Source organism: Winogradskya humida (assembly GCF_016862215.1).
In the GTDB taxonomy this organism is placed as follows: domain Bacteria; phylum Actinomycetota; class Actinomycetes; order Mycobacteriales; family Micromonosporaceae; genus Actinoplanes; species Actinoplanes humidus.
In genome coordinates this window covers 22,107-41,023 of record NZ_BOMN01000040.1, presented here as the reverse complement: position 1 = coordinate 41,023, position 18,917 = coordinate 22,107, and the positions used below count along the sequence as shown (strand labels likewise).

Annotated in this window: 19 protein-coding genes; 13 read left to right on the top strand and 6 right to left on the bottom strand. The window is 69.0% G+C overall.

Features of this window, described 5'->3' with window-relative positions:
- The first annotated feature begins 29 nt into the window (after nucleotides 1–29).
- A complete protein-coding gene (locus tag Ahu01nite_RS16420) occupies nucleotides 30–1,151 on the top strand; it encodes an acetyl-CoA C-acyltransferase (protein ID WP_203837392.1) in 1,122 nt (373 codons plus the stop codon).
- 58 nt (nucleotides 1,152–1,209) lie between these two features.
- A complete protein-coding gene (locus Ahu01nite_RS16415) occupies nucleotides 1,210–1,653 on the top strand; it encodes a hypothetical protein (RefSeq protein ID WP_203837391.1) in 444 nt (147 codons plus the stop codon).
- Here the strand turns inward: Ahu01nite_RS16415 and Ahu01nite_RS16410 are convergent.
- A complete protein-coding gene (locus Ahu01nite_RS16410; protein ID WP_203837390.1) occupies nucleotides 1,639–2,514 on the bottom strand; it encodes a transketolase family protein in 876 nt (291 codons plus the stop codon). The genes Ahu01nite_RS16415 and Ahu01nite_RS16410 overlap by 15 nt on opposite strands.
- A gap of 2 nt (nucleotides 2,515–2,516) precedes the next feature.
- Nucleotides 2,517–3,161: a thiamine pyrophosphate-binding protein gene (locus Ahu01nite_RS16405; RefSeq protein WP_203837389.1), complete on the bottom strand. Its 645-nt coding sequence runs from the start codon at nucleotides 3,159–3,161 to the stop codon at nucleotides 2,517–2,519.
- 50 nt (nucleotides 3,162–3,211) lie between these two features.
- Here Ahu01nite_RS16405 and soxR point away from each other — a divergent pair, with 50 nt between their 5' ends.
- From soxR to Ahu01nite_RS16390, 3 genes are all read left to right on the top strand, one after another.
- The gene (gene soxR / locus Ahu01nite_RS16400) at nucleotides 3,212–3,655 is read left to right on the top strand and encodes a redox-sensitive transcriptional activator SoxR (protein WP_239158893.1); all 444 of its coding nucleotides are present in this window, start codon (nucleotides 3,212–3,214) and stop codon (nucleotides 3,653–3,655) included.
- Nucleotides 3,656–3,748: 93 nt separating this feature from the next.
- On the top strand, nucleotides 3,749–4,396 hold the full coding sequence (locus Ahu01nite_RS16395) for a DUF433 domain-containing protein (protein ID WP_203837388.1): 648 nt from the start codon (nucleotides 3,749–3,751) through the stop codon (nucleotides 4,394–4,396).
- Nucleotides 4,359–4,778, top strand: a complete 420-nt coding sequence (locus Ahu01nite_RS16390) for a PIN-like domain-containing protein (RefSeq protein ID WP_203837387.1) — start codon at nucleotides 4,359–4,361, stop codon at nucleotides 4,776–4,778. The genes Ahu01nite_RS16395 and Ahu01nite_RS16390 overlap by 38 nt, the downstream gene beginning before the upstream one ends.
- Nucleotide 4,779: 1 nt before the next feature.
- Here Ahu01nite_RS16390 and Ahu01nite_RS16385 read toward each other — a convergent pair whose 3' ends face one another.
- The gene (locus tag Ahu01nite_RS16385) at nucleotides 4,780–5,439 is read right to left on the bottom strand and encodes a SanA/YdcF family protein (RefSeq protein ID WP_239158892.1); all 660 of its coding nucleotides are present in this window, start codon (nucleotides 5,437–5,439) and stop codon (nucleotides 4,780–4,782) included.
- Nucleotides 5,440–5,645: 206 nt separating this feature from the next.
- On the opposite strand from Ahu01nite_RS16385, the gene Ahu01nite_RS16380 reads away from it, so the two are divergent.
- Nucleotides 5,646–7,190, top strand: a complete 1,545-nt coding sequence (locus tag Ahu01nite_RS16380; RefSeq protein WP_203837386.1) for a hypothetical protein — start codon at nucleotides 5,646–5,648, stop codon at nucleotides 7,188–7,190.
- Here Ahu01nite_RS16380 and Ahu01nite_RS16375 read toward each other — a convergent pair.
- Both Ahu01nite_RS16375 and Ahu01nite_RS16370 read right to left on the bottom strand, forming a co-directional pair.
- Nucleotides 7,167–8,672, bottom strand: coding sequence for an arylsulfotransferase family protein (locus Ahu01nite_RS16375; protein WP_203837385.1), 1,506 nt, complete (start codon nucleotides 8,670–8,672; stop codon nucleotides 7,167–7,169). The two genes, Ahu01nite_RS16380 and Ahu01nite_RS16375, sit on opposite strands and share 24 nt — an antisense overlap.
- Nucleotides 8,673–8,702: 30 nt before the next feature.
- Nucleotides 8,703–9,893, bottom strand: coding sequence for a glycosyltransferase family 4 protein (locus Ahu01nite_RS16370; protein ID WP_203837384.1), 1,191 nt, complete (start codon nucleotides 9,891–9,893; stop codon nucleotides 8,703–8,705).
- Nucleotides 9,894–9,918: 25 nt separating this feature from the next.
- On the opposite strand from Ahu01nite_RS16370, the gene Ahu01nite_RS16365 reads away from it, so the two are divergent.
- Together Ahu01nite_RS16365 and Ahu01nite_RS16360 are read left to right on the top strand one after the other, a co-directional pair.
- Nucleotides 9,919–10,779, top strand: a complete 861-nt coding sequence (locus Ahu01nite_RS16365; protein WP_203837383.1) for an Fpg/Nei family DNA glycosylase — start codon at nucleotides 9,919–9,921, stop codon at nucleotides 10,777–10,779.
- A gap of 283 nt (nucleotides 10,780–11,062) precedes the next feature.
- The gene (locus tag Ahu01nite_RS16360) at nucleotides 11,063–12,559 is read left to right on the top strand and encodes a sugar transferase (RefSeq protein ID WP_203837382.1); all 1,497 of its coding nucleotides are present in this window, start codon (nucleotides 11,063–11,065) and stop codon (nucleotides 12,557–12,559) included.
- Nucleotides 12,560–12,566: 7 nt separating this feature from the next.
- On the opposite strand, the gene Ahu01nite_RS16355 is transcribed toward Ahu01nite_RS16360, so the two are convergent.
- Complete coding sequence (locus tag Ahu01nite_RS16355; protein ID WP_203837381.1) at nucleotides 12,567–12,998, bottom strand: hypothetical protein; 432 nt, start codon at nucleotides 12,996–12,998, stop codon at nucleotides 12,567–12,569.
- Between the two features lie 41 nt (nucleotides 12,999–13,039).
- On the opposite strand from Ahu01nite_RS16355, the gene Ahu01nite_RS16350 reads away from it, so the two are divergent.
- The 5 genes from Ahu01nite_RS16350 to Ahu01nite_RS16330 all read left to right on the top strand — a co-directional run bounded on the left by Ahu01nite_RS16350 (nucleotide 13,040) and on the right by Ahu01nite_RS16330 (nucleotide 18,613).
- Nucleotides 13,040–14,287, top strand: coding sequence for a sensor histidine kinase (locus Ahu01nite_RS16350; RefSeq protein ID WP_438874791.1), 1,248 nt, complete (start codon nucleotides 13,040–13,042; stop codon nucleotides 14,285–14,287).
- Nucleotides 14,284–15,027, top strand: coding sequence for a LytR/AlgR family response regulator transcription factor (locus Ahu01nite_RS16345; RefSeq protein ID WP_203837379.1), 744 nt, complete (start codon nucleotides 14,284–14,286; stop codon nucleotides 15,025–15,027). Before Ahu01nite_RS16350 ends, Ahu01nite_RS16345 begins: the two co-directional genes overlap by 4 nt.
- Nucleotides 15,028–15,242: 215 nt before the next feature.
- Nucleotides 15,243–15,923 carry a response regulator transcription factor gene (locus tag Ahu01nite_RS16340; protein WP_203837378.1) on the top strand — a complete coding sequence of 227 codons (681 nt, stop codon included), beginning with the start codon at nucleotides 15,243–15,245 and terminating at the stop codon, nucleotides 15,921–15,923.
- Nucleotides 15,923–16,984, top strand: coding sequence for a HAMP domain-containing sensor histidine kinase (locus Ahu01nite_RS16335; RefSeq protein ID WP_203837552.1), 1,062 nt, complete (start codon nucleotides 15,923–15,925; stop codon nucleotides 16,982–16,984). The genes Ahu01nite_RS16340 and Ahu01nite_RS16335 overlap by 1 nt, the downstream gene beginning before the upstream one ends.
- Nucleotides 16,985–16,987: 3 nt before the next feature.
- Nucleotides 16,988–18,613, top strand: a complete 1,626-nt coding sequence (locus Ahu01nite_RS16330) for a DUF4153 domain-containing protein (protein WP_203837377.1) — start codon at nucleotides 16,988–16,990, stop codon at nucleotides 18,611–18,613.
- The last annotated feature ends 304 nt before the right edge of the window (nucleotides 18,614–18,917 follow it).

Genomic DNA, 18,917 nt, shown 5'->3' with positions numbered 1-18,917 from the left:
CTATGGCAGCCCGGCATACAGTCGCAAGTATGCGAGATGCGGTGATCGTCGGCGCGGTGCGGACCGCGGTCGGAAGGCGTAACGGCGGGCTGTCGGGCGTACACCCCGTGGATCTTTCTGCGGAAGTGCTCACGGCCCTGAGCGGACGCACCGGTTTTGATCCTGCCGACGTCGAAGACGTGATGTGGGGCTGCGTCTCGCAGGTGGGTGAGCAGTCGTGGAACATCGGCCGCAACGCGGTCCTCGCGGCCGGCTGGCCCGAGTCGGTGCCCGCCTCGACCATGGACCGGCAGTGCGGATCGAGCCAGCAGGCACTGCACGTGGCCGCCGCGACGGTCATGTCCGGCCAGGCCGACCTGGTGGTCGCCGGCGGCGTCGAGTCGATGAGCCGGGTGCCGATGGGTTCGAGCGCCGCAGGCCAGGACCCTTACGGATCAAAGATCCGGGAGCGTTACGGCGACGCCGCTTTCAACCAGGGTGTCGGCGCCGAGATGATCGCCGCGCGGTGGGGTTTCACCAGGGCTCAACTCGATGAGTACGCGCTGAGCAGTCACGCCGCTGCGGCCAAGGCTCAGGACGCCGGGGATTTCGACGCGGAAATTACCGGGGTTGTCAGAGATGAAGGCATTCGTCGCGACACCACGATCGAGAAGCTGGCCGGGCTGAAGACGCCGTTCAAGGCGGGCGGCGTCGTCACGGCGGGTTCGGCATCGCAGGTCTCCGACGGTGCCGCCGCGCTGGGCGTCACGACCTCGGAGTGGGCATCCGCGCACGGACTGCGGCCTCTGGCCCGCGTCCACACCGCGGTGGTGGCCGGCGCCGACCCCGTGATCATGCTGACCGCGCCGATCCCGGCCACCGCGAAGGTGCTGGCCCGCGCCGGGCTCACCCTCGACGACATCGGCGTCTACGAGGTGAACGAGGCGTTCGCGCCGGTCCCCCTCGCGTGGCTCGCTGAGACCGGCGCCGACCCCGCACGGCTCAATCCCCGGGGCGGCGCCATCGCGCTGGGTCACCCGCTCGGTGCGTCCGGCGCACGCATCATGACGACGATGCTGCACCATATGCGACAGACCGGGATCCGCTACGGGTTGCAGACCATGTGCGAGGGCGGCGGAATGGCCAACGCCACGATCGTCGAGCTTCTGTAATTCGATATTCATCTCGACACGGCCGAGCCTTACCACGGACGTCACCGTTAAACGCCACATGGACGTGTTCTCCCGTACGTTCCTTCCCGCCGCCGCCGAAGCCGGAGTTCCCATTCCGACCTTGAGCCGGCACATGCCGATCTTTCGCCGCTGCGTGGATTCGGACGACGCGACCGTACTGGTCACCCGTTGCGTCAGCACCGACCGCCCGATGTCCGGCGAATTCCTGATGGTGCTCACCAGACGCCGGCTCGTCATCACCCAGGAAACCCGGATCCTGCACCGCCTGCGACTGCACCTCAACGCGAACCTGCGCCACCTCAGCGACGTCACCTGGAGCCCGGACCTGCGCGAATCCACGGTCGACGTGGCCGCCACCGCGGTGGACGGGGTCCGCGAACGATTCCGGCTGCGGGTCAGCGAACCAGACCGCGTCTGGCATTTCGACGCATTGCTCAAGCAGGTCTTCCGCGAGCGCCGTGGTGGCCTAGTCCTTTCGTAAAAAGGCGTCGATCGAGGCACGCAGGCCCGCCGGATCAAGACCATGCCATTGAGCATGGTCAGCCGGCGACCCATATCCGCGGTGTTCGGTCCGGCTCACCCCGAGATGCAATTCCCGATGGGGTACGCGAGAAAGCGCCGCCGACACCGCCCGGCTGGAAGTCCCCGCGAGATACGGCTCCACCATCACCATCTCGTCGGTAACCAGCTCCCGCAGACGATTCACGTCCAACGGTCGTGGCGTATTCGTGTAGGCAACGGTCACATCCAGTCCCGCCCGCAGCACGGGATCGAGCATCGGCCCCACCGCCAGCACCACGGCACCATTCTGTGGCCCCCGACGGACGACCTTGAGATCAGTGCCGGGATAGGCCGCCGCGTTCTGCTGCGACGAGAGCCGGATGTAGACACGTTCGTCATGCCGGGCGGCGGCCCACAGCATTCCCGGCACCTCATCCGGATGCCCGGGAACGTGCACGGTCCACCCCTCAAGAGTGTCCAGCAATGCGACGTCACCGGGCGACTGGTGCGTGTAGCCCTCGGCGGAGGCGTCGTAAGACCCCCCGATGCTCACGATCACCGCCCCGGCGTTCTGGTGCCCCAGGTCCAGCTTGATCTGCTCGTACGCGCGATCGATGACGAAGGGGGCGTACGAATGGAGGAAAGGTCGTAACCCGGTCAGCGCGAGCCCGCCCGCCACCCCGGCCATCAACTGTTCCCGGATCCCGACATTGAGCACCCGATCGGGATGCCTGCGCATTGCGGGAGCGAAAGCATCGGCCGAGATGTCAGCGAGCACGAGCGCGGTCCGGGGATCCTCCTCCAGAATCGCGGTGGTCGTGGCGACGAAGGTATCCCGCATGATCAGCTCTCCTTCTTCTCGACCGCGGCGATCACCACGCGGGGGCCGCCTTTCAGCGTCAGCGCCGCCTCGATCTGGTCCCGGTCCCGCCCATCCACATGCGATACCCGCCACCCGATGAACCGTGCGGCGATCCCACCGGGCCACCCGTGCGTCGCGGACCGGTTGTCGATCACGATCGCGGTGAGGTCCAGTCCGACCGCGGCGGCGTACGCGATGGCCTCATGGTTGGATCCCTCGTCCAGCTCCGCATCGCCCAGCAGCACAAACGTCCTGGTCTGCACGTATCCCTGCGCCCGCAATCCGAGCGCGGTCCCGACGGCCAGCCCGAGCCCGTGCCCGAGCGACCCGGTGCCCACCTCGACGCCCGGCACCAGCACCCGGTCGGGATGATGCCCGAGCCTGCTGGTCGCGCTCCCGACATCGTCGAGCCATTCCTCGGGAAAGAACCCCTTGGCGGCGAGCACCGAGTAGTAGGCCAGCGGCCCATGGCCCTTCGACAGGAAGAACCGATCCCGGTCCGGATCGTCAACGGTCTCCGGGCTCACCCGCAGAACGCGGTCATAGAGCACCCACAGAACATCAAGCGTCGAGTACGCACTGGGCGCGTGCTTGGCGTCTGCTCGCTTCAAGGCGTCAATCGTCATACGCTAACCCTGCAAGTTAAAGTTCACTTCAACTCAAGGACTTTTCTGCGGTGGAACTCCTGACGATCAGCGACATGGCCGCCCGAAGCGGCGTAGCCCAGTCCGCGCTGCGCTTCTACGAGAAGGAAGGCCTGATCACCTCCACCCGCACCAGCGGCAACCAGCGCCGTTACGAACGGCACGAGCTGCGGAGAATCGCGTTCATCCGGATCGCCCAGCAGGTCGGCGTGTCCTTGGAGGAAATCCGTTCGGCGCTCGCCGCCCTCCCCGAGAACAGGACGCCCACCAAGACGGACTGGGCACGGTTGTCGGCCCGGTGGCAGCGCAAGCTTGAGGAGCGGATCACGATGATGGAACGGCTCCGGGATCAGCTCACCGGGTGCATCGGGTGCGGCTGCCTGTCACTGCAGCGGTGCAGCTTGATAAACCCCCACGACGAGCTCGCCTCCCGCGGCGAGGGCCCCCAGATGATCCTCAACCCGCCACGCGAGTGACGTAAATTTCCCCTGCAACAGGCCCAAGCGGAACAGGCAAGCCCGGGGCGGTGTGCCATGCTCGATCAGGCGGCAGCTACGACGGGAGAGGGCATGGTCGACAGGTTCACGGTTCCCCTGCTCACCCCCTTCGAGGCTGCGACGCACCTGCAGATACCTGAGCGCACCATGCGCAGATGGCTGGTTCCCGATCCAGGCCACCCCGCGCTGGTGCACAGCGTCAGGCCCGAAAAGCGTGGCTGGCCGTCGGTGCCGTTCATCGCCCTGGTCGAGGCCTACGTGCTCCGCGCCCTACGTGATCTCGGTTTGAACCCGCGAGCGATCGCTGCGGCAGCCGCGGAGGTCCGGGCCGAATTCGGCACCGAATACGGCCTCGCGACCCGACGGATCGCCACCGACGGGATCGATGTGTTCATTCACTACCTGGACAGCGATGAACTCCACCGAGCCACAGACCGGCAGATCCCCATCCGGAGTGTGGTCGAGGACTATCTGAAGTATGTGACCTGGGACGACGACGGCTTCGCCCAGCGCCTGATCCTGCGACGATACGACCCCGCGGTCGCACAGGTAGTCATCGATCCTCGCTTTGCCTGGGGCGCACCGATCATCGAGCCGGCGAAAGTCCCGGTCGATGCGGTGCTCGGTATGTGGCGAGCAGGAGAGTCGTACGAAGTGGTTGCCGACGAGTATGGATTGAGCGTTGACCAAGTCGAAGCGCTTGTCAGAGTCGCAGCCTGAGTTTTTCGCGGACAGGTGCCTCGGACGGGGTGCCCCGGTCCTGCTGAGCGAACTCGGTTGGCTCATACACGTCATCGGTGATCACTTCCCGGATGACGCTCAGCACGCGGGTGACGACGAGTGGATCGAGTTCGGTCTGCGACGTGGCTGGTCGTTGCTCACCCAGGACGAGCGGATCTCCACCCAACCCGCCGTGCGTACGCTGCTGAACCAGTACGGCGGGTGCGTGCACTGCCTCGACAACGCCAATCTGACAGCAGCAGCAAAAGCTGCCCGCTTCGACGCTCACCGGCGTTCGATCTTCCAGCGCGTCCGCGATCGGCGAGTGGGCTTTTACGTGCTCCACGAGTTCGGTCCGCCGAGACGCAAACGCATCGGCTGAATCACGAGAGGGCATCCCGAACGGCGGAGGTCGGGGGCGAGCTGACGGCAGGGTGTCGGCCCCGGACTACGTCCCAGGCGGCTTTGCCGCTGGCGAAGTAGTCGCGGACGGATTTCTCGGCGAGCAGAGCTTTGCCGCAACCGTCGCATCGGGCTTTGACACCGTCGATGTCGAGGCCGATCTGGCGGCAGAGGGTCACCGCGCGGGACAGGTGGTAGGACTGCGTGACGATCAGGGCCTTGGACAGGCCGTAGACGTCCTTGGCCCGGGCGCAGCTGTCGTAGGTGTCCAGGCCGCTCGGGTCGGCGACGACGCGCTGCTTGTCGATGCCGAGCTGATCGGTGAGGTAGGACGTCATCGCGGCGGGCTCGTCGCCCGAATCGCCGCCGCCGTCCCCGGAGACCAGGATCACGCGCGCTTTGCCGGCCTTCACGAGAGCTGCCGCGGTCTGCAGCCGTCCAGCAAGCCTCGCCTCGGGCGTACGCCGATCCGTCGCCACCTGCGTCCCCAGCACAATGACAACGTCAGCGGCCGGAGCGTCAGCCTCGTCGTAAAGGTGCCCCTGAGCAGCAAGCGTCGTCCACAACCAGGGCGCACTCATCAGCACCACGACCACCGCGACCGCCACACCCAGCCGCCGCCAACTCACCCAACGCCGCAACCCGACCTCCCCAAAACGTGCACCCTAGCGATGGCTGTCCACAATGTCGGGCTCCGGAAAGTGTCGTAGGGGTGGAGCATCATCCTGCCTGTGAACATCTTTAGGCTGCGATTCCTTTCCTGCTGCGCATCGCCGGTGACGTCGGGCGGCCTGGCAGGGCTGAGGTGGTTACGCTGGTCGCTTCCATCGGTGCCCACGATGCGGCCATGGGCGCGCTTCCGATGTGGCCGGCCCTTCTGACAGATCCCGATCCTTGGGTACGGGCGGAGTCCGCCACGCTCATCGCGGAGCCGGCTGTGCTGCGGGGGCGGTTCCCCGATGAGCCCGAGGCGTTTGTGCGGGCGAGTCTGGTCGCGGCGGTGGCACGACTGGCTCGTCACGGCGTTGGCGCTGATACCGCCCAGGAGTGGCTCGCCGGTGTCCTCGAGGACGACGAGCCGCGGGTCCGGATGGCAGCGGTGGCGGGGATGGCCCCCGCCGTTGATGTGCGCCTGGCTCGCGATCTGCTCGTTGGCGGATACCGCGGCGATGCGACTGCGGAGTTCGAGACGGTGGTCCGCACTGTCAGCGAAGCGCTCGAGGACCGGGTCGTGGAGCGCGTCACGTTGCTCACCGGGTTGCTGCGGGAGGCTGAGCCGAGGGCTCGACTCGATGCCATGGGGCCGGCGGCCGATCTGGTGCAGCGTTGGCGTGGGTCCTACGACGAGCTGATCGGACTGGTCGGGGATCAGCTCAGCGACGGGCGGCCGCTTCTTCGGGATCGGGCTCTGGGGCTGCTGCGGCGGTTGGGTGAGGGGGCTGGTCCGGCTGCTGACGGCGTACATGTCGCTTTGATCGGCACTGATCGGCGCGTGGCGGAAAGTCCCGACGCTGAGGAGAGCGTGGTCTGGATCAGGCGGTGGACGTCCGGGGAGCCTGCCGTCGGGGTGGCGCTCGCCTGTCTTGCCGGCACCGGCGATGAGCGTGCGCTGGCAATGCTGGAGTGGGTTTTGCGCAACGACGAGTTGGCACGCGATGTCGGGCAGTTCCTGGGTCCGTTCGGGGAGCGGGCCCGGCATCTGGCTCCCGTGGCCCTCGGGCGGCTCGATGAGCTGCGCGGGAAGAACAGGCGTGAGTTGCTGCACGGGCTGGCCCGGATCGATCCGGCTGCGGCAATTCCGTTGATCCTGGTGGAGCCGATGCGGGAGGACACGTTGCGGGTGCTCGCCTCGATCGGATCGCCGGCTGCCGAAGCGCTGCCCATGGTCCGGGGTGCGCTGACCTCGGCCGATCCGGCGACAGCGATGGCCGCCGCCGGGGCGGCGCATGCGCTCGGTGGTGACCCTGCCGAAACCGAAGCCGTTTATGACCGCTATCTCGGCGATCCGGTGTGGCAGGGGCGGGCCACCGAAGGCCTGGGTGAGCTGGGCGAGCACGCCACCGGCAGCGCTGAGAAGCTTCGGGGTCTGCTGGCGCGGTGGGATGACCTTGGTGCGGCCCGGGCGTTGTGGCTCGTGGCCGGGGATGCGAGCGGCCTGGATGTGCTCGAGCGGACGTGGCAGGTGAACCGGCGCGCCCGGCCGTATGTAGCCGAGACCTGGGCGTTGATGGGGACGGGCGCGGCGTCGGCTCGGCCGTTGGTGGAGGTCGAGGTGGCCGCGCGCCGCCGGCACAACGCGGATCCGACGGTGGTCGGTGCCGATGACATTCGCCGCGACGAGCAGCTTCTGCGGGCGTTGCGGAGGTGGTCAGACGCGAACGGGCACGGCTGAGGAGGTGCCCAGGACCTTGCCGGTGGGGTCGAGGGCGTCGACGGCTACGTATTCGGGGGTGCCGGGGAGGGTGAGTTCGGTTTCGAAGCCGGTTCGGGGGGCTTCGACGGACTGGTTGAGGGCGCCCGGCTGAGTGCCGCCTCGGGCTCGCCAGGTGGTGACGGTGGTGGCGCCGTTCCAGCTGGCGGTGATGATGACGGAGCCGGCTTCGGTTCGGACGCCCAGGGCGGGTTGGTCGAGCGGGGTGCCGGTCCAGGCTGCTTTGTAGGCGCGGTACGACTGGTTGTTGAGGGGGATGTGACCGTCGAGGCGGACTGTGCCGTCGGGGGCGTACTCCGTGAACCAGGGCATCTGGCCCCAGCCGATGAAGGAGCCGCCGTCGGGGAGTTCGCGGAAGCTGCCCTGGGTGGGCGCCAGCAGTTTCTGGGGGTGCAGGAATTCCTGAGCGAAGATGACCGTCTTCGCGCGTTCGTCGACCTTGAAGACCAGGCCGCGGGACTGCTCGTGGACCGTGGTGACGCCGGCGCCGTTGTCGAAGACGCTGTAGGTGCCGTCGCGGCGGCGGCGGAAGTCGTGCTGCCAGGCGAAGGCGGCTCGCTCGTCGACGGCGAAGTCGGACTTCTTGCCGCCGATGCGCCAGATCACGTCGCCGGAGGTGCGATTGATCTTGTAGGCCGTCCACGTGTGCCGGGACGAGATGATGATGTTGCCGTCCGTGTCGAGGCCGACCGAGTTGGCGTGGAAGTAGTCGTACGGGAGGTGCGCCGAGTCGCCGGTCGGCAGCGGGGCGTACGACTCGTCGAGGCCCACGTGCTCGCTCGCGTGCCACTCGAAGAGCCGTTTGCCGGTCCTGATGTCGATCTCCTGGATGACGCCGTCGTGCAGCACGCCGTCGGCCGGGCCGCCCAGCGACGTCAGGTCGTACGGGATCGGGTTGTAGACCCAGAACAGCGCGGTGCCCTCCGGCGTGATCACGAAGTCGTGCTGGTCGGCCTGTTCACTGCCGGACGCCCGGACCCGGGTGATCTCCCGGTAGGCGCTGTCGGCGATCACGAACTCGCCCTGCCCCACGCCCTGACCCCCGGTGCCGCCGATGGTCCCCTCCCACCAGGTCAGCACGGGCTTGTTCAGATATTGCTGCGCCTTGAAGTCGATGGCGACCGTTGCCGGGTCGGGCACCTTGCGGAACCAGACCGGCGAGCCCTTCTCGTCGACCATCAGCGGGCCCCACAGGCTCGTTCCCGACGCCGGGCTCAGAAAGACGCAGCCCGGCGTCGTGCCGGTCGCGGGCGTGGTGATCGTGACGTCGGGCAGCGCGCTCAGGTCGGGACGCGAGCGGTATTTCGGCGGCACGGCCTGCGGCGGAGTAGTTCCGGGGTTCGAGCCGTCGGTGTTGGCGATGGCGTAGCCCGCGCCACCGCCGGCAGCCGTCAGTACGACCGCGCCTCCGGCTCCCAGCAGGACGTTGCGGCGTGAGGTCATGCAATCGAGCTTGCCCAGCTCGCAACGGGCCTACCTGGGTGCCGGGTGGGAATTTGCTCGGAGGCCGGTGTAAATGTCGATCAGGCGGGCGGTGAGGACGTCCGGGTGGAACGCGCGCAGGTAGCGGTCGCGGGCGGCCGGGGCATAGCGGGCTGCTTCGGCGGCGGCGATCGGGAGAGCGGCGGCGAGGGCGGCCGGGTCCGGGGTCACGGCCCAGCCTGCGGCGGTGGCGGGTGCGTCCAGGCCGAGGAGGTAGGGGATGCCACCGACGTCGGTGCCGAGGACGGGACGGCCCGCCGACATCGCTTCGAGGATCACCGTGGGGAGGACGTCGTTCCAGGTGGGGACGGCTACTACCACGGCGGCGGCGTTGCGGGCGGCGGTCATGCCGGCGCGGTCGAGGGCGCCCAGGTACGTGACGTCGGTGCGCTCGGCGGCGGCCTGTTCGGCGAGGGGGCGGAGTTCGCCGTCGCCGGCGATGCGCAGGTGGCCGATGGAGGAGTCCGGGTGGCGGCGCCAGGCGTTGAGGAGGAGGTCGAGGCCCTTCTCGGGGGACAGGCGGGCGGCGTACAGAAATCCTGTTCCGAGCGGGGCGGGCTCACCCGGGTCCGGCAGGCCGTTGGGTTTGACCACGATGTGGTCGTCCGGGATGCCGTAATCCGTCAGGTGCGTGGCGATCCGGTCGGTAAGGGCGATGTAGCGGTCCACGGATTTCCAGGTCGGCCGGTGCACGGCGAGGGTGGTCGCCATCAGAGCGCTCTGGGCCGTCGAGCCGCGGTAGCACTTGTGCTGGATCGCCGGCCAGCCGAGCGCCTTACCCCGGCAGTCGAAGCAGTTGTGACCGTCGCGGAAGTACAGCCCCGAGGAGCAGACCTGACGGTAGTTGTGGACGGTCTGCACGACCGGCACGCCGTGCTTATGGGCCGTTTTGACAACCCAGGGCGACAGCAGTGGGTACGGGTTGTGCAGGTGAAACACATCCGGACGCTCGCGGGACAGCAGCTCGCCGAGATCGCGCTGGGCGGACCGGCCATAGATGGGGGAGAGCGGCAGCAGCGCCTTCTCCGTGAGCGGCAGGTCACCGATCGAGTCGGAGGCGCGCTGGAACGGCAGCACCTCGACACCCGCGGCGGTGAGCTGGGCTATCTCGGTGTCGACGATGACGTTCTCCCCGGAGGGGATCGCTTCCCGGTACCGATTGTGCGCAACGACGACCTTCACGGCGACAAACGCTACCGTTGAGGGCGTGCCTGAGTTGCCCGAGGTCGAGGCGCTCGCCGCGTACCTGCGGGAGCGTGCTGTCGGCCATACCGTGGAGCGCTTCGAGGTGTCCTCGTTCAGCGCGCTGAAGACGTATGACCCGGCGCCGAGCGCGGTGGCGGGTCTCAAGATCACCGACGCCGGCCGGCACGGGAAGTTCCTCGACGTGACGCTCGGGGACGACCTGCACCTCGTCGTGCATCTCGCGCGGGCCGGCTGGCTGCACTACCGGGACGCGTTCAAGTCGCCGGCGCCGTTGAAGCCGGGCAGCGGGCCGATCGCGGTGCGCGTACGCCTCGATGACGGGTCCGGTTTTGATCTGACCGAGGCCGGCACGCAGAAGTCGCTGGCGGCCTATCTGGTGCGTGACCCGGCGGAGGTGCCCGGCGTGGCGCGGCTCGGCCCGGACGCGCTCGCCGTCAGCCGCGACGAGTTCGCCGAGCGGATCCGGAGCCGCAAGGGCCAGATCAAGGGCGTACTCGTCGATCAGGAGGTGCTCGCCGGCATCGGCAACGCGTACTCCGATGAGATCCTGCATGTGGCCAGGATGTCGCCGTTCGCGCTCACGGGGAAACTGACCGACGAGCAGATCACCACGCTCTACGAGGCGACCCGGTCGGTCGAAACGGATGCCGTGACCCGGTCGGTCGGGCAGAAGGCCGCGGAGCTCAAGGGCGAGAAGCGGGCCGGGATGCGGGTGCATGCCCGCACGGGGCTGCCGTGTCCGGTATGCGGCGATACGGTGCGTGAGGTGTCGTTCGCTGACAAGAGCCTGCAGTACTGCCCTACCTGTCAGACCGGCGGCAAGCCACTGGCCGACCGGCGCCTGTCCAAACTGATCCGCTGAGTGATCCGAGCGCGCCGCGACGATCACGCTGCGTACACATTCGCCAAGCTCGGCCGAATGCGACCACAACGTCACCTTCTTCTAAGTCGTTCCATCGGTATAGTGGCCCGGTCCCACGGCTTCGTCCGCGACGCGCGAGGGGCCGGCGGCCCGCCGGAGACCCGGGGGTCGTGGCAGTGCGTAATGTTCTCGGTGTGGGCGGTACGTGATGCGGGAGGACACAGGCGAGGTGACCACAAGCCTCCATCGTCCGGCGTCCAGTACCAGCAACAGCCGGAGCGGCATGCCGTACGACAGCTTCGAGTGGCAGCAGGAGCCACCCCCGAGCAACGGGGTCGCGCGTTCGGCGTGGACCCGCTCGCACAAGCGCGTGTCCACCTGGCACCGGCCCTACACGCTTGTCCTGATCATTCTCGACCTCATCTCCACGGTGTTCGCGAGCTGGCTCGCCGTGTCCCTGATCGAGAAGTCCAACTCGGGTTTCCAGAACAGCGAGAAGATCTTCTACCTGGTCGCCTTTGTGGGCGTTCCGCTCGGCTGGCTGATCATTCTCTGGGGCAACGGCACCTACGACCGCCGTTACCTGGGGCTGGGCAGCGAGGAGTTCAAACGGGTCGTCCGCGCGTTCGTGACGCTCGTGGCCGTGGTGTCGCTGCTGGCGTTCGGCACCAAGACCGAGCTCTCCCGGGTCACGATCGCCTACGTCTCGATCACCGCCCTGGTCTTCATCCTCTTCGGCCGGTATTCGGCACGCCAGGTCCTGCACGTCGCCCGTAAGAAGACCGGTCACGGCGCGCACCGGATGGTCCTGGTCGGCACGCTGCCCGAGGCGCTCGAGGTCTACACCGCGGTCACCCGCAGCCCTGCCGCCGGCCTCATCCCGGTCGCCATCCACATCACCGACGGATACGCCGCGGCACGGGGCATCGAAACCCCCGTGCCCGTCTACGCGAGCCGCGACGTCCTCGGCCTGGTCCGCGAGGTCGGCGCCGACACGATCGCGGTCTGCGGCTCGGCCAGCTCGGAGCCCGGCGAGCTGCGCCGCCTGGCGTGGCAGCTCGAGGGCACCGGTGTCGACCTGGTGGTCGCGCCGCAGCTCACCGACATCGCCGGCCCCCGCGTGCACATCCGCCCGATCGAGGGCCTGCCGCTGCTGCACGTCGAGGAGCCGACCCTCTCCGGCCCCGGATGGCTCACCAAGAACCTGATCGACCGGGTGGTCGCCTTCTTCGGCCTGGTCGCGCTGAGCCCGGTGCTGGCCGTGATCGCCATCGGCATCCGGCTCTCCGACCCCGGCCCGGTCTTCTTCCGCCAGCCCCGCGTCGGCCACGAGGGCCGCACGTTCCGGGTGTGGAAATTCCGGACCATGTATGTCGACGCCGAGGAGCGCAAGGCCAGCCTGGAGGAGCTCAACGACTCCGACGGCATGCTCTTCAAGATGAAGGACGACCCCCGCATCTTCAAGTTCGGCAACAAGCTGCGGGGCACGTCCCTGGACGAGCTCCCCCAGCTGATCAACGTGCTCAAGGGCGAGATGTCCCTGGTCGGCCCGCGACCGCTGCCCGCCGACGACGGCGATTACCTCGGTGACGTGCGGCGCCGGCTGCTCGTGCGCCCCGGCATCACCGGCCTCTGGCAGGTCTCCGGCCGCTCGGACCTCTCCTGGGACGAGTCGGTGCGGCTCGACCTCTACTACGTCGACAACTGGTCGCTCACCTACGACCTGGGCATCCTCTGGCGCACGATCTGGGTCGTCCTCAAGCGCAAGGGCGCCTACTGAGCCCGTTTCACAAGGCCCACCAGCAGTAGAGATGGCTCTCACCGCCATCTCGGGCCAGTGCGGCGAGATCTCTGAGAAAGCCGGCCAGGCCGTCGGGGTCGGTGCCTTCCAACTCTTCCGTACGCGACCAGTGCGCGGCCGTCTCCACCAGGCGCGCGTCGTCCGCCGCCACCAGGGCATCGCGCAACCGGTCAGTGACCGCGACGACGTGTGACTCGGGGCTCGCCTCCGGGTCACTGACCAGATCGCCCTGACGCGGGCCCTCGATCACCTCGTCGTAGGACAGCCCGGTGAGCAGGGATTCGAGCGTGCCGAGGTTGACCACCGGGTCGAGGTTCTTCGACTCGAGCGTCGGCAGACCGGCCGCGATCGGCCCCTCGGCGAGCCCGGCCAGCGCGGCCCGGTCGTCGGGGGCGGTGAAGTAATCGGTGATGGGCATGCCGAGATGCTCCCACCGGGGTCCGACAAAATCGGGCGGGCATGGTGTTTCGGCGCGTCACCAGTCAGGATCTCTGCGTGGCCGGACAAGTCGGAAGTGTGCTCGCGGTTGTTGCCGTGCTCGCCGCGCTGGCGGGTGCCGTGGTCGCGGTGCTCCGGCTGCGGGCCCGGCGCGGGGTGGCTACGGCGGGGCAGCGGGCCACGTATGACGTGCTGCACTCCGCGTCGCTGGCCGCGGACCCACTACGTACGGGATTAACTGCTGCCTCGGCCGGAAAGGCCGCACGTCATCTCCGCCGGCTGGTCGGCGCCCCTGGTCTTTCCGTGGCGGACGCCGACCGCTGCCTCGCGTTCGACGGGCGTGGCAGCCATCACAGCGACCAGTTCGTGGCGGCGACGCGGCGGGTCGTCACGACCAACCGCTCGATCGTCCTGGGCGCCGGGGACCTGCCCTGCGACAGGGTCGACTGCATCGTGCGGGGAGCCGTGATCGCGCCGCTGACCGGTGCCGACGGGCAGGCGCTCGGGGCCCTGATCGCGGTCGCCGACGATCATCCGGCGCCCGGGCTCGTGCAGGCCACCATGGAGACCGCGCGCTGGGCCGGGTCGCAGCTGGCGCTCGCCGAGCTGGACTCCTCCCGCGAGCGGCTGGCCCGGGCCGAGGTTCGCGCCCTGAGGGCCCAGATCAGCCCGCATTTCATCTACAACGCGCTGACGGCGATCGCCTCGTTCGTGCGTACCGATCCGGAGCGGGCCCGGGAGTTGATCCTGGAGTTCGCGGAGTTCACCCGCTACTCGTTCCGCGCGCACGGCGACTTCACCACCCTGGCCGAGGAGCTTCGCTCCATCGACCGCTATCTCACCATCGAGCGGGCCCGGTTCGGCGACCGCCTGCAGGTACGCCTGCAGATCGCACCCGAGGTCCTCCCCGTCGGGCTGCCGTTCCTGTGTCTGCAGCCGCTCGTGGAGAACGCCGTGCGTCACGGGCTGTCCCCCAAGCCGGGCGTCGGTATGGTGAGCATCGAGGCCCGGGACGCGGGTGCCGAATGCCACATAACGGTCGAGGACGACGGGGTCGGCATGGACCCGGCGGCGCTGGCCGAGGGGATCGCGGAGGCTGCCAACGGCCGCGACGACGAGGCCGGACGCCATGTCGGGCTCTCCAACGTGGACGAGCGGCTACGCACGGTCTTCGGTGAACGCTTCGGCCTGGTTGTGGAGACAGCGCCCGGAGCGGGGACGAAAGTGAGCATGCGCGTGCCCAAATTCCACCCGGGAGTCCGAGCGTGAGTCTGGTAGTGCTGGCTGTGGACGACGAGCCGCCCGCCCTCGACGAGTTGGCGTATCTTCTCAACGCCGACAAGCGGGTGGCGTACGTGCATCGGGCGGGGGACGCCACCGAGGCCCTGCGCGTGCTGCGTGACACCGAGGTCGACGCCGTCTTCCTCGACATCCGCATGCCCGGGCTCGACGGCATGGAGCTCGCCCGGATCCTGCGCCGCTTCGCGCGCCCGCCCGCGATCGTGTTCGTCACCGCCTACGACGACGGCGCGGTGGACGCCTTCGACCTGGGCGTCACGGATTATGTGCGCAAGCCGGTGCGGGCCGAGCGGCTGGGTGAGTCGCTGCGCCGGGTGGCGGGGCTGCAGCTGCCCGCGGCTCCGGCCCAGGTCACGCGCGAGGACGAGCCGAGCATTCCGGTCGAACTGGCCGGCACCACCAAGCTGTTGCCACGATCATCGGTACGGTGGGTGGAAGCGCAGGGCGATTATGCGCGGCTGCACACCTCAGACGCCTCCCATCTCGTACGCGTATCGCTGGCCACTCTCGCCGAACGCTGGGCCGACGCGGGCTTCGTACGTATCCACAGGTCCTATCTTGTGCAGTTACGCCTGGTCAGAGAGTTGCGCCTCACTCAGTCGGGGTATGTCGTGAGCATCGACGGCACGGAGTTGCCGGTCAGCCGGCGGCATACGCGCGAGCTCAAGGACAAGCTGATCCGGGCCGTGAAGAACGACTGGAGTCGCTGAGATACGCCGCTGATACGCAGCGTTATCCACAGAAACATTGCACTATCCCCAGGGTTATCCACAGGCTGCCGATCTTCACAAGTTATCCACAACTCAGCCCCACCTCCTGCACTCCGACTCAATAAGCTGCTCCCCGCAGCAGGGTCGGCGCGCCACGGGGGCACACCGGCCTTGCCGCAGCTCGGCATGATGCCGGGCAAGGTTGGGGGGTTGGGATGAACGTGCACAAGGTGCTGGTGGTCGAGGACGAGCGGGCGATCGCCGACGCGGTCGTCGCCCGGCTGAGGGCCGAGGGCTTCATGGTCGAGGTGGCCGTCGACGGACCCGGTGCGGTCGAGGCGGCCCGGCGGGTCCAGCCCGACGCGATCGTGCTCGACGTGATGCTGCCGGGCTTCGACGGGCTCGAGGTCTGCCGCCGCGTCCAGGCCGAACGCCCCGTGCCGGTCCTGATGCTGACCGCCCGCGACGACGAGACCGACCTGCTCGTCGGGCTCGCGGTCGGCGCCGACGACTACCTGACCAAGCCGTTCTCGATGCGCGAGCTGACCGCCCGGGTGCACGCGTTGCTGCGCCGGGTCACCCGCAACGCGGCACCGGCCGGGCCACCACCGCTGCGCTTCGGCGACCTGGAGATCAACCTCACCGAGCGCCGGGTCCAGCGGGCCGGGGTCGAGGCGCACCTCACGCCGACCGAGTTCGACCTGCTCGCGCATCTGGCCGCGCATCCCCGCGCGGTGCTGCCCCGGGAGCGGCTGCTCGCCGAGATCTGGGGGTGGGCCGACGCGTCCGGGACGCGTACGGTCGACAGCCACATCAAGGGTCTGCGCCGCAAGCTCGGCGCCGACCTGATCCGCACGGTCCACGGCGTCGGGTACGCCCTCGAGGTCGCCCGATGATGGCGCTCGTGCGCCGGGTCGCCACGCCGATGTTCGGCTGGCTGCCGCGGCCGCTCGACCCGGTCCGCTCGATCAAGGCGAAACTCTCCGGCGCGCTCGGATTCGCCGGCGGGGTCGGTCTGCTCATCTTCTGGTGGAGCCTCGACTGGGTCCGCATCGACGTGATGTGGTTCGCGGTCGCGGTCGCGCTCGGGCTGGTGACGCTGCAGGTCATGGCGCACGGGGCGACCGTGCCGCTCCGGGAGATGACGATCGCCGCCAAGGCGATGGCCCGCGGCGACTACACCCGCCGCGTCCGCGCCACCTCGAAGGACGAGGTCGGCGAGCTGGCCCAGGCGTTCAACCAGATGGCTGCCGACCTGGCCGCCGCCGACCGGCAGCGGCGCGAGCTGATCGCGAACGTGTCGCACGAGTTGCGTACGCCCATCACGGCCCTTCGTGGTGTGCTCGAAAACATCGTCGACGGTGTCTCGCAGGCCGAGCCCGAGACCATGCGGGTCGCGCTGACCCAGACCGAGCGTCTCGGGCGGCTGGTCGCCGAGTTGCTCGACCTCTCCCGCCTGGACGCCGGCGTTGTCCCGCTGACCAGGACCGCGATCGACGTGCGCGGGTTCCTCGAGGACGCGGTCAGCGAGGCCAAGGTGACGGCCGAGGGCGCCGGGCACGACGTGCGGTTCGAGGTAGCCGCCCCCGAGATCCGCCTGTCCGCCGACCGCGAACGGCTCTGCCAGGTTTTCGCCAACCTCCTCGACAACGCGGCCCGGCACAGCCCGCCCGGCGGCACCGTCCACGTCCGGGCCGAACGCCACGACGACCACGTCCTCATCGCCGTCATCGACGAGGGCGACGGCATCCCGCCCGCCGAACGCGAACGGGTCTTCGAACGCTTCACCCGCGGCGAACGGGCCCGCGACGGCGGCACCGGCCTCGGCCTCGCCATCGCGCACTGGGTCGTCCAGCTGCATCACGGCACGATCGCCGTCGTCGAACCAGCCCACACCACCGGCTGCCACATCCACGTGACCCTGCCCCTCGAAGCGCCCGACCGTACGGGGAGATGAGCCATGCCCATTACCGCTCCGCAATCGCCACTGCCGCCGCCGGCCGCCGCCAGAGCACCCGGTGCTCCCGGGCCCATTCCGCTGTCGCCGATCGCCCCGCTGCACGGACCCTGGCCCGACCTCTCACTCTGGGGCCGGCGTTGGCAGGGCCCGCGCCGGCCCGCCTCCCCGGCTGCCACCTGGGCAGTGCTGGCAGCCTCCGCGGTCGCGGCGCTCAGCATCCCGCTCAACGAGGCGGGCATCGGCTGGTTCATCGCCGCTGTCGCCGGCGTCATCGCGCTGATCGTCGCCCGCGCGGTGCCTGACAGGATCTCCGCCGAGGGTCCGTCCCCGCTCGTCGCATGGCGGCCGCCCAGTCTCGGCAGGGCGCGTTTCGGCTGGTCAGCCGCGACCGTGGCACTGCTCGCGGTGGGCACGTTCCGCGCCGCCGGCTGGCTCTTCCTGCTCTGCCTCGCCACCGCGCTGCTGACCGGCGCCCTGGCCGTGGCCGGCGGACGTTCGGCCCGCGGCATGGCCACCGCCGCGTTCATGGCACCCTTCGCCGGGTTCCGCGCGCTGCCCTGGTTCCGCCACGGCATGAAAGCCGCCCGGCGCAACGGCACCCAGCTCCGCCTCGCCGCCACCATCGGCGTCTCCGTGGTGCTGCTGCTGGTCTTCGGCGCGCTCTTCGCCTCCGCCGACGCGGCCTTCGCCGGCATCGTCGAAGCCGCGATCCCCGACCTCGACGCCGGCACGGTCTTCCTCTGGATCTTCCTCTTCATCGTGGCGGCCCTCATCCTGGGCGGCGCCGCCTACCTGCGCGCCGCACCCCCCGACCTCACCGGCCTGGACAACGCCGGCCCCCGCCGGGTGGCCCGCCTCGAATGGGCGATCCCGCTGACCCTGCTCGTCCTGCTCTTCACGATGTTCGTCGGCGTTCAGCTGACCGTCCTCTTCGGAAACTCCCAGCACGTCCTCGAAACCGACAACCTCACCTACGCCGACTACGCCCGCGGCGGCTTCTGGCAACTCCTCGTCGTCACCGGCCTCACCCTGCTCGTTCTGGCAGCCGCAGTCCGCTGGGCCCCCCGCGACACCCCCACCGACCGCACCCTCATCCGCGTCATCCTCGGCGCCCTGGCCCTGCTCAGCCTCGTCATCGTCGGCTCCGCCCTGCACCGCATGGACCTCTACGCCGACACGTACGGCCTCACCCGCCTGCGCCTGCTGGTCCCCCTCTGCGAAGCCTGGCTCGGCGTGGTCTACCTCCTCATCCTCGGCGCCGGCATCCGCCTCAAAGCCCCCTGGCTCCCCAACGCCATCGTCGCCGCCGGCGTCCTCGCCCTCCTCGGCCTGGCCGTCGCCAACCCCGACAACCTCATCGCCGACCGCAACATCACCCGCTACGAACAAACCCACCGCATCGACACCTACTACCTCTCCACCCTCTCTCCGGACGCGGTCCCGGCCCTCAACCGCCTCGCCCCCACCGACCGGGACTGCGCCCTCACGCCGATCGCCCTGGACCTGGAGAACAACCGCGACGACTGGCGAACCTTCAACCTCGCCCGCCAGAAGGCCCGTTCCCTCCTCGCAGCCAACCCCGCGAACTGGTCAACCACGCCGTGCCCGGACTACTACGGCCGCTGACCGCGCTGTCCCGGCCGCTGTGAAGTGGGAACTCCTGGTTTCGTAGCAGCGGGCCAGGCGCCGGCACCCGGGGGTGATCCACTGCAGGCACCGGCAGGCCGGACAGTCGTAGCCCTTGTCGTCGTGCAGCTCACCGGGCGACGACAGCTGGATCGGTGTAAATCGTGGCGGAGTCGCTGAATGGCGCCAGTCTGTCCCCATTGGGGACGACAAGCGACCCGTTTCCTACCACCCCTGTGTGGGCCCGCGAGGCGGGTCGCGGTCATCGTTTCGGCAGGTCAAGACGTTGCGGCACAGGCTGAGT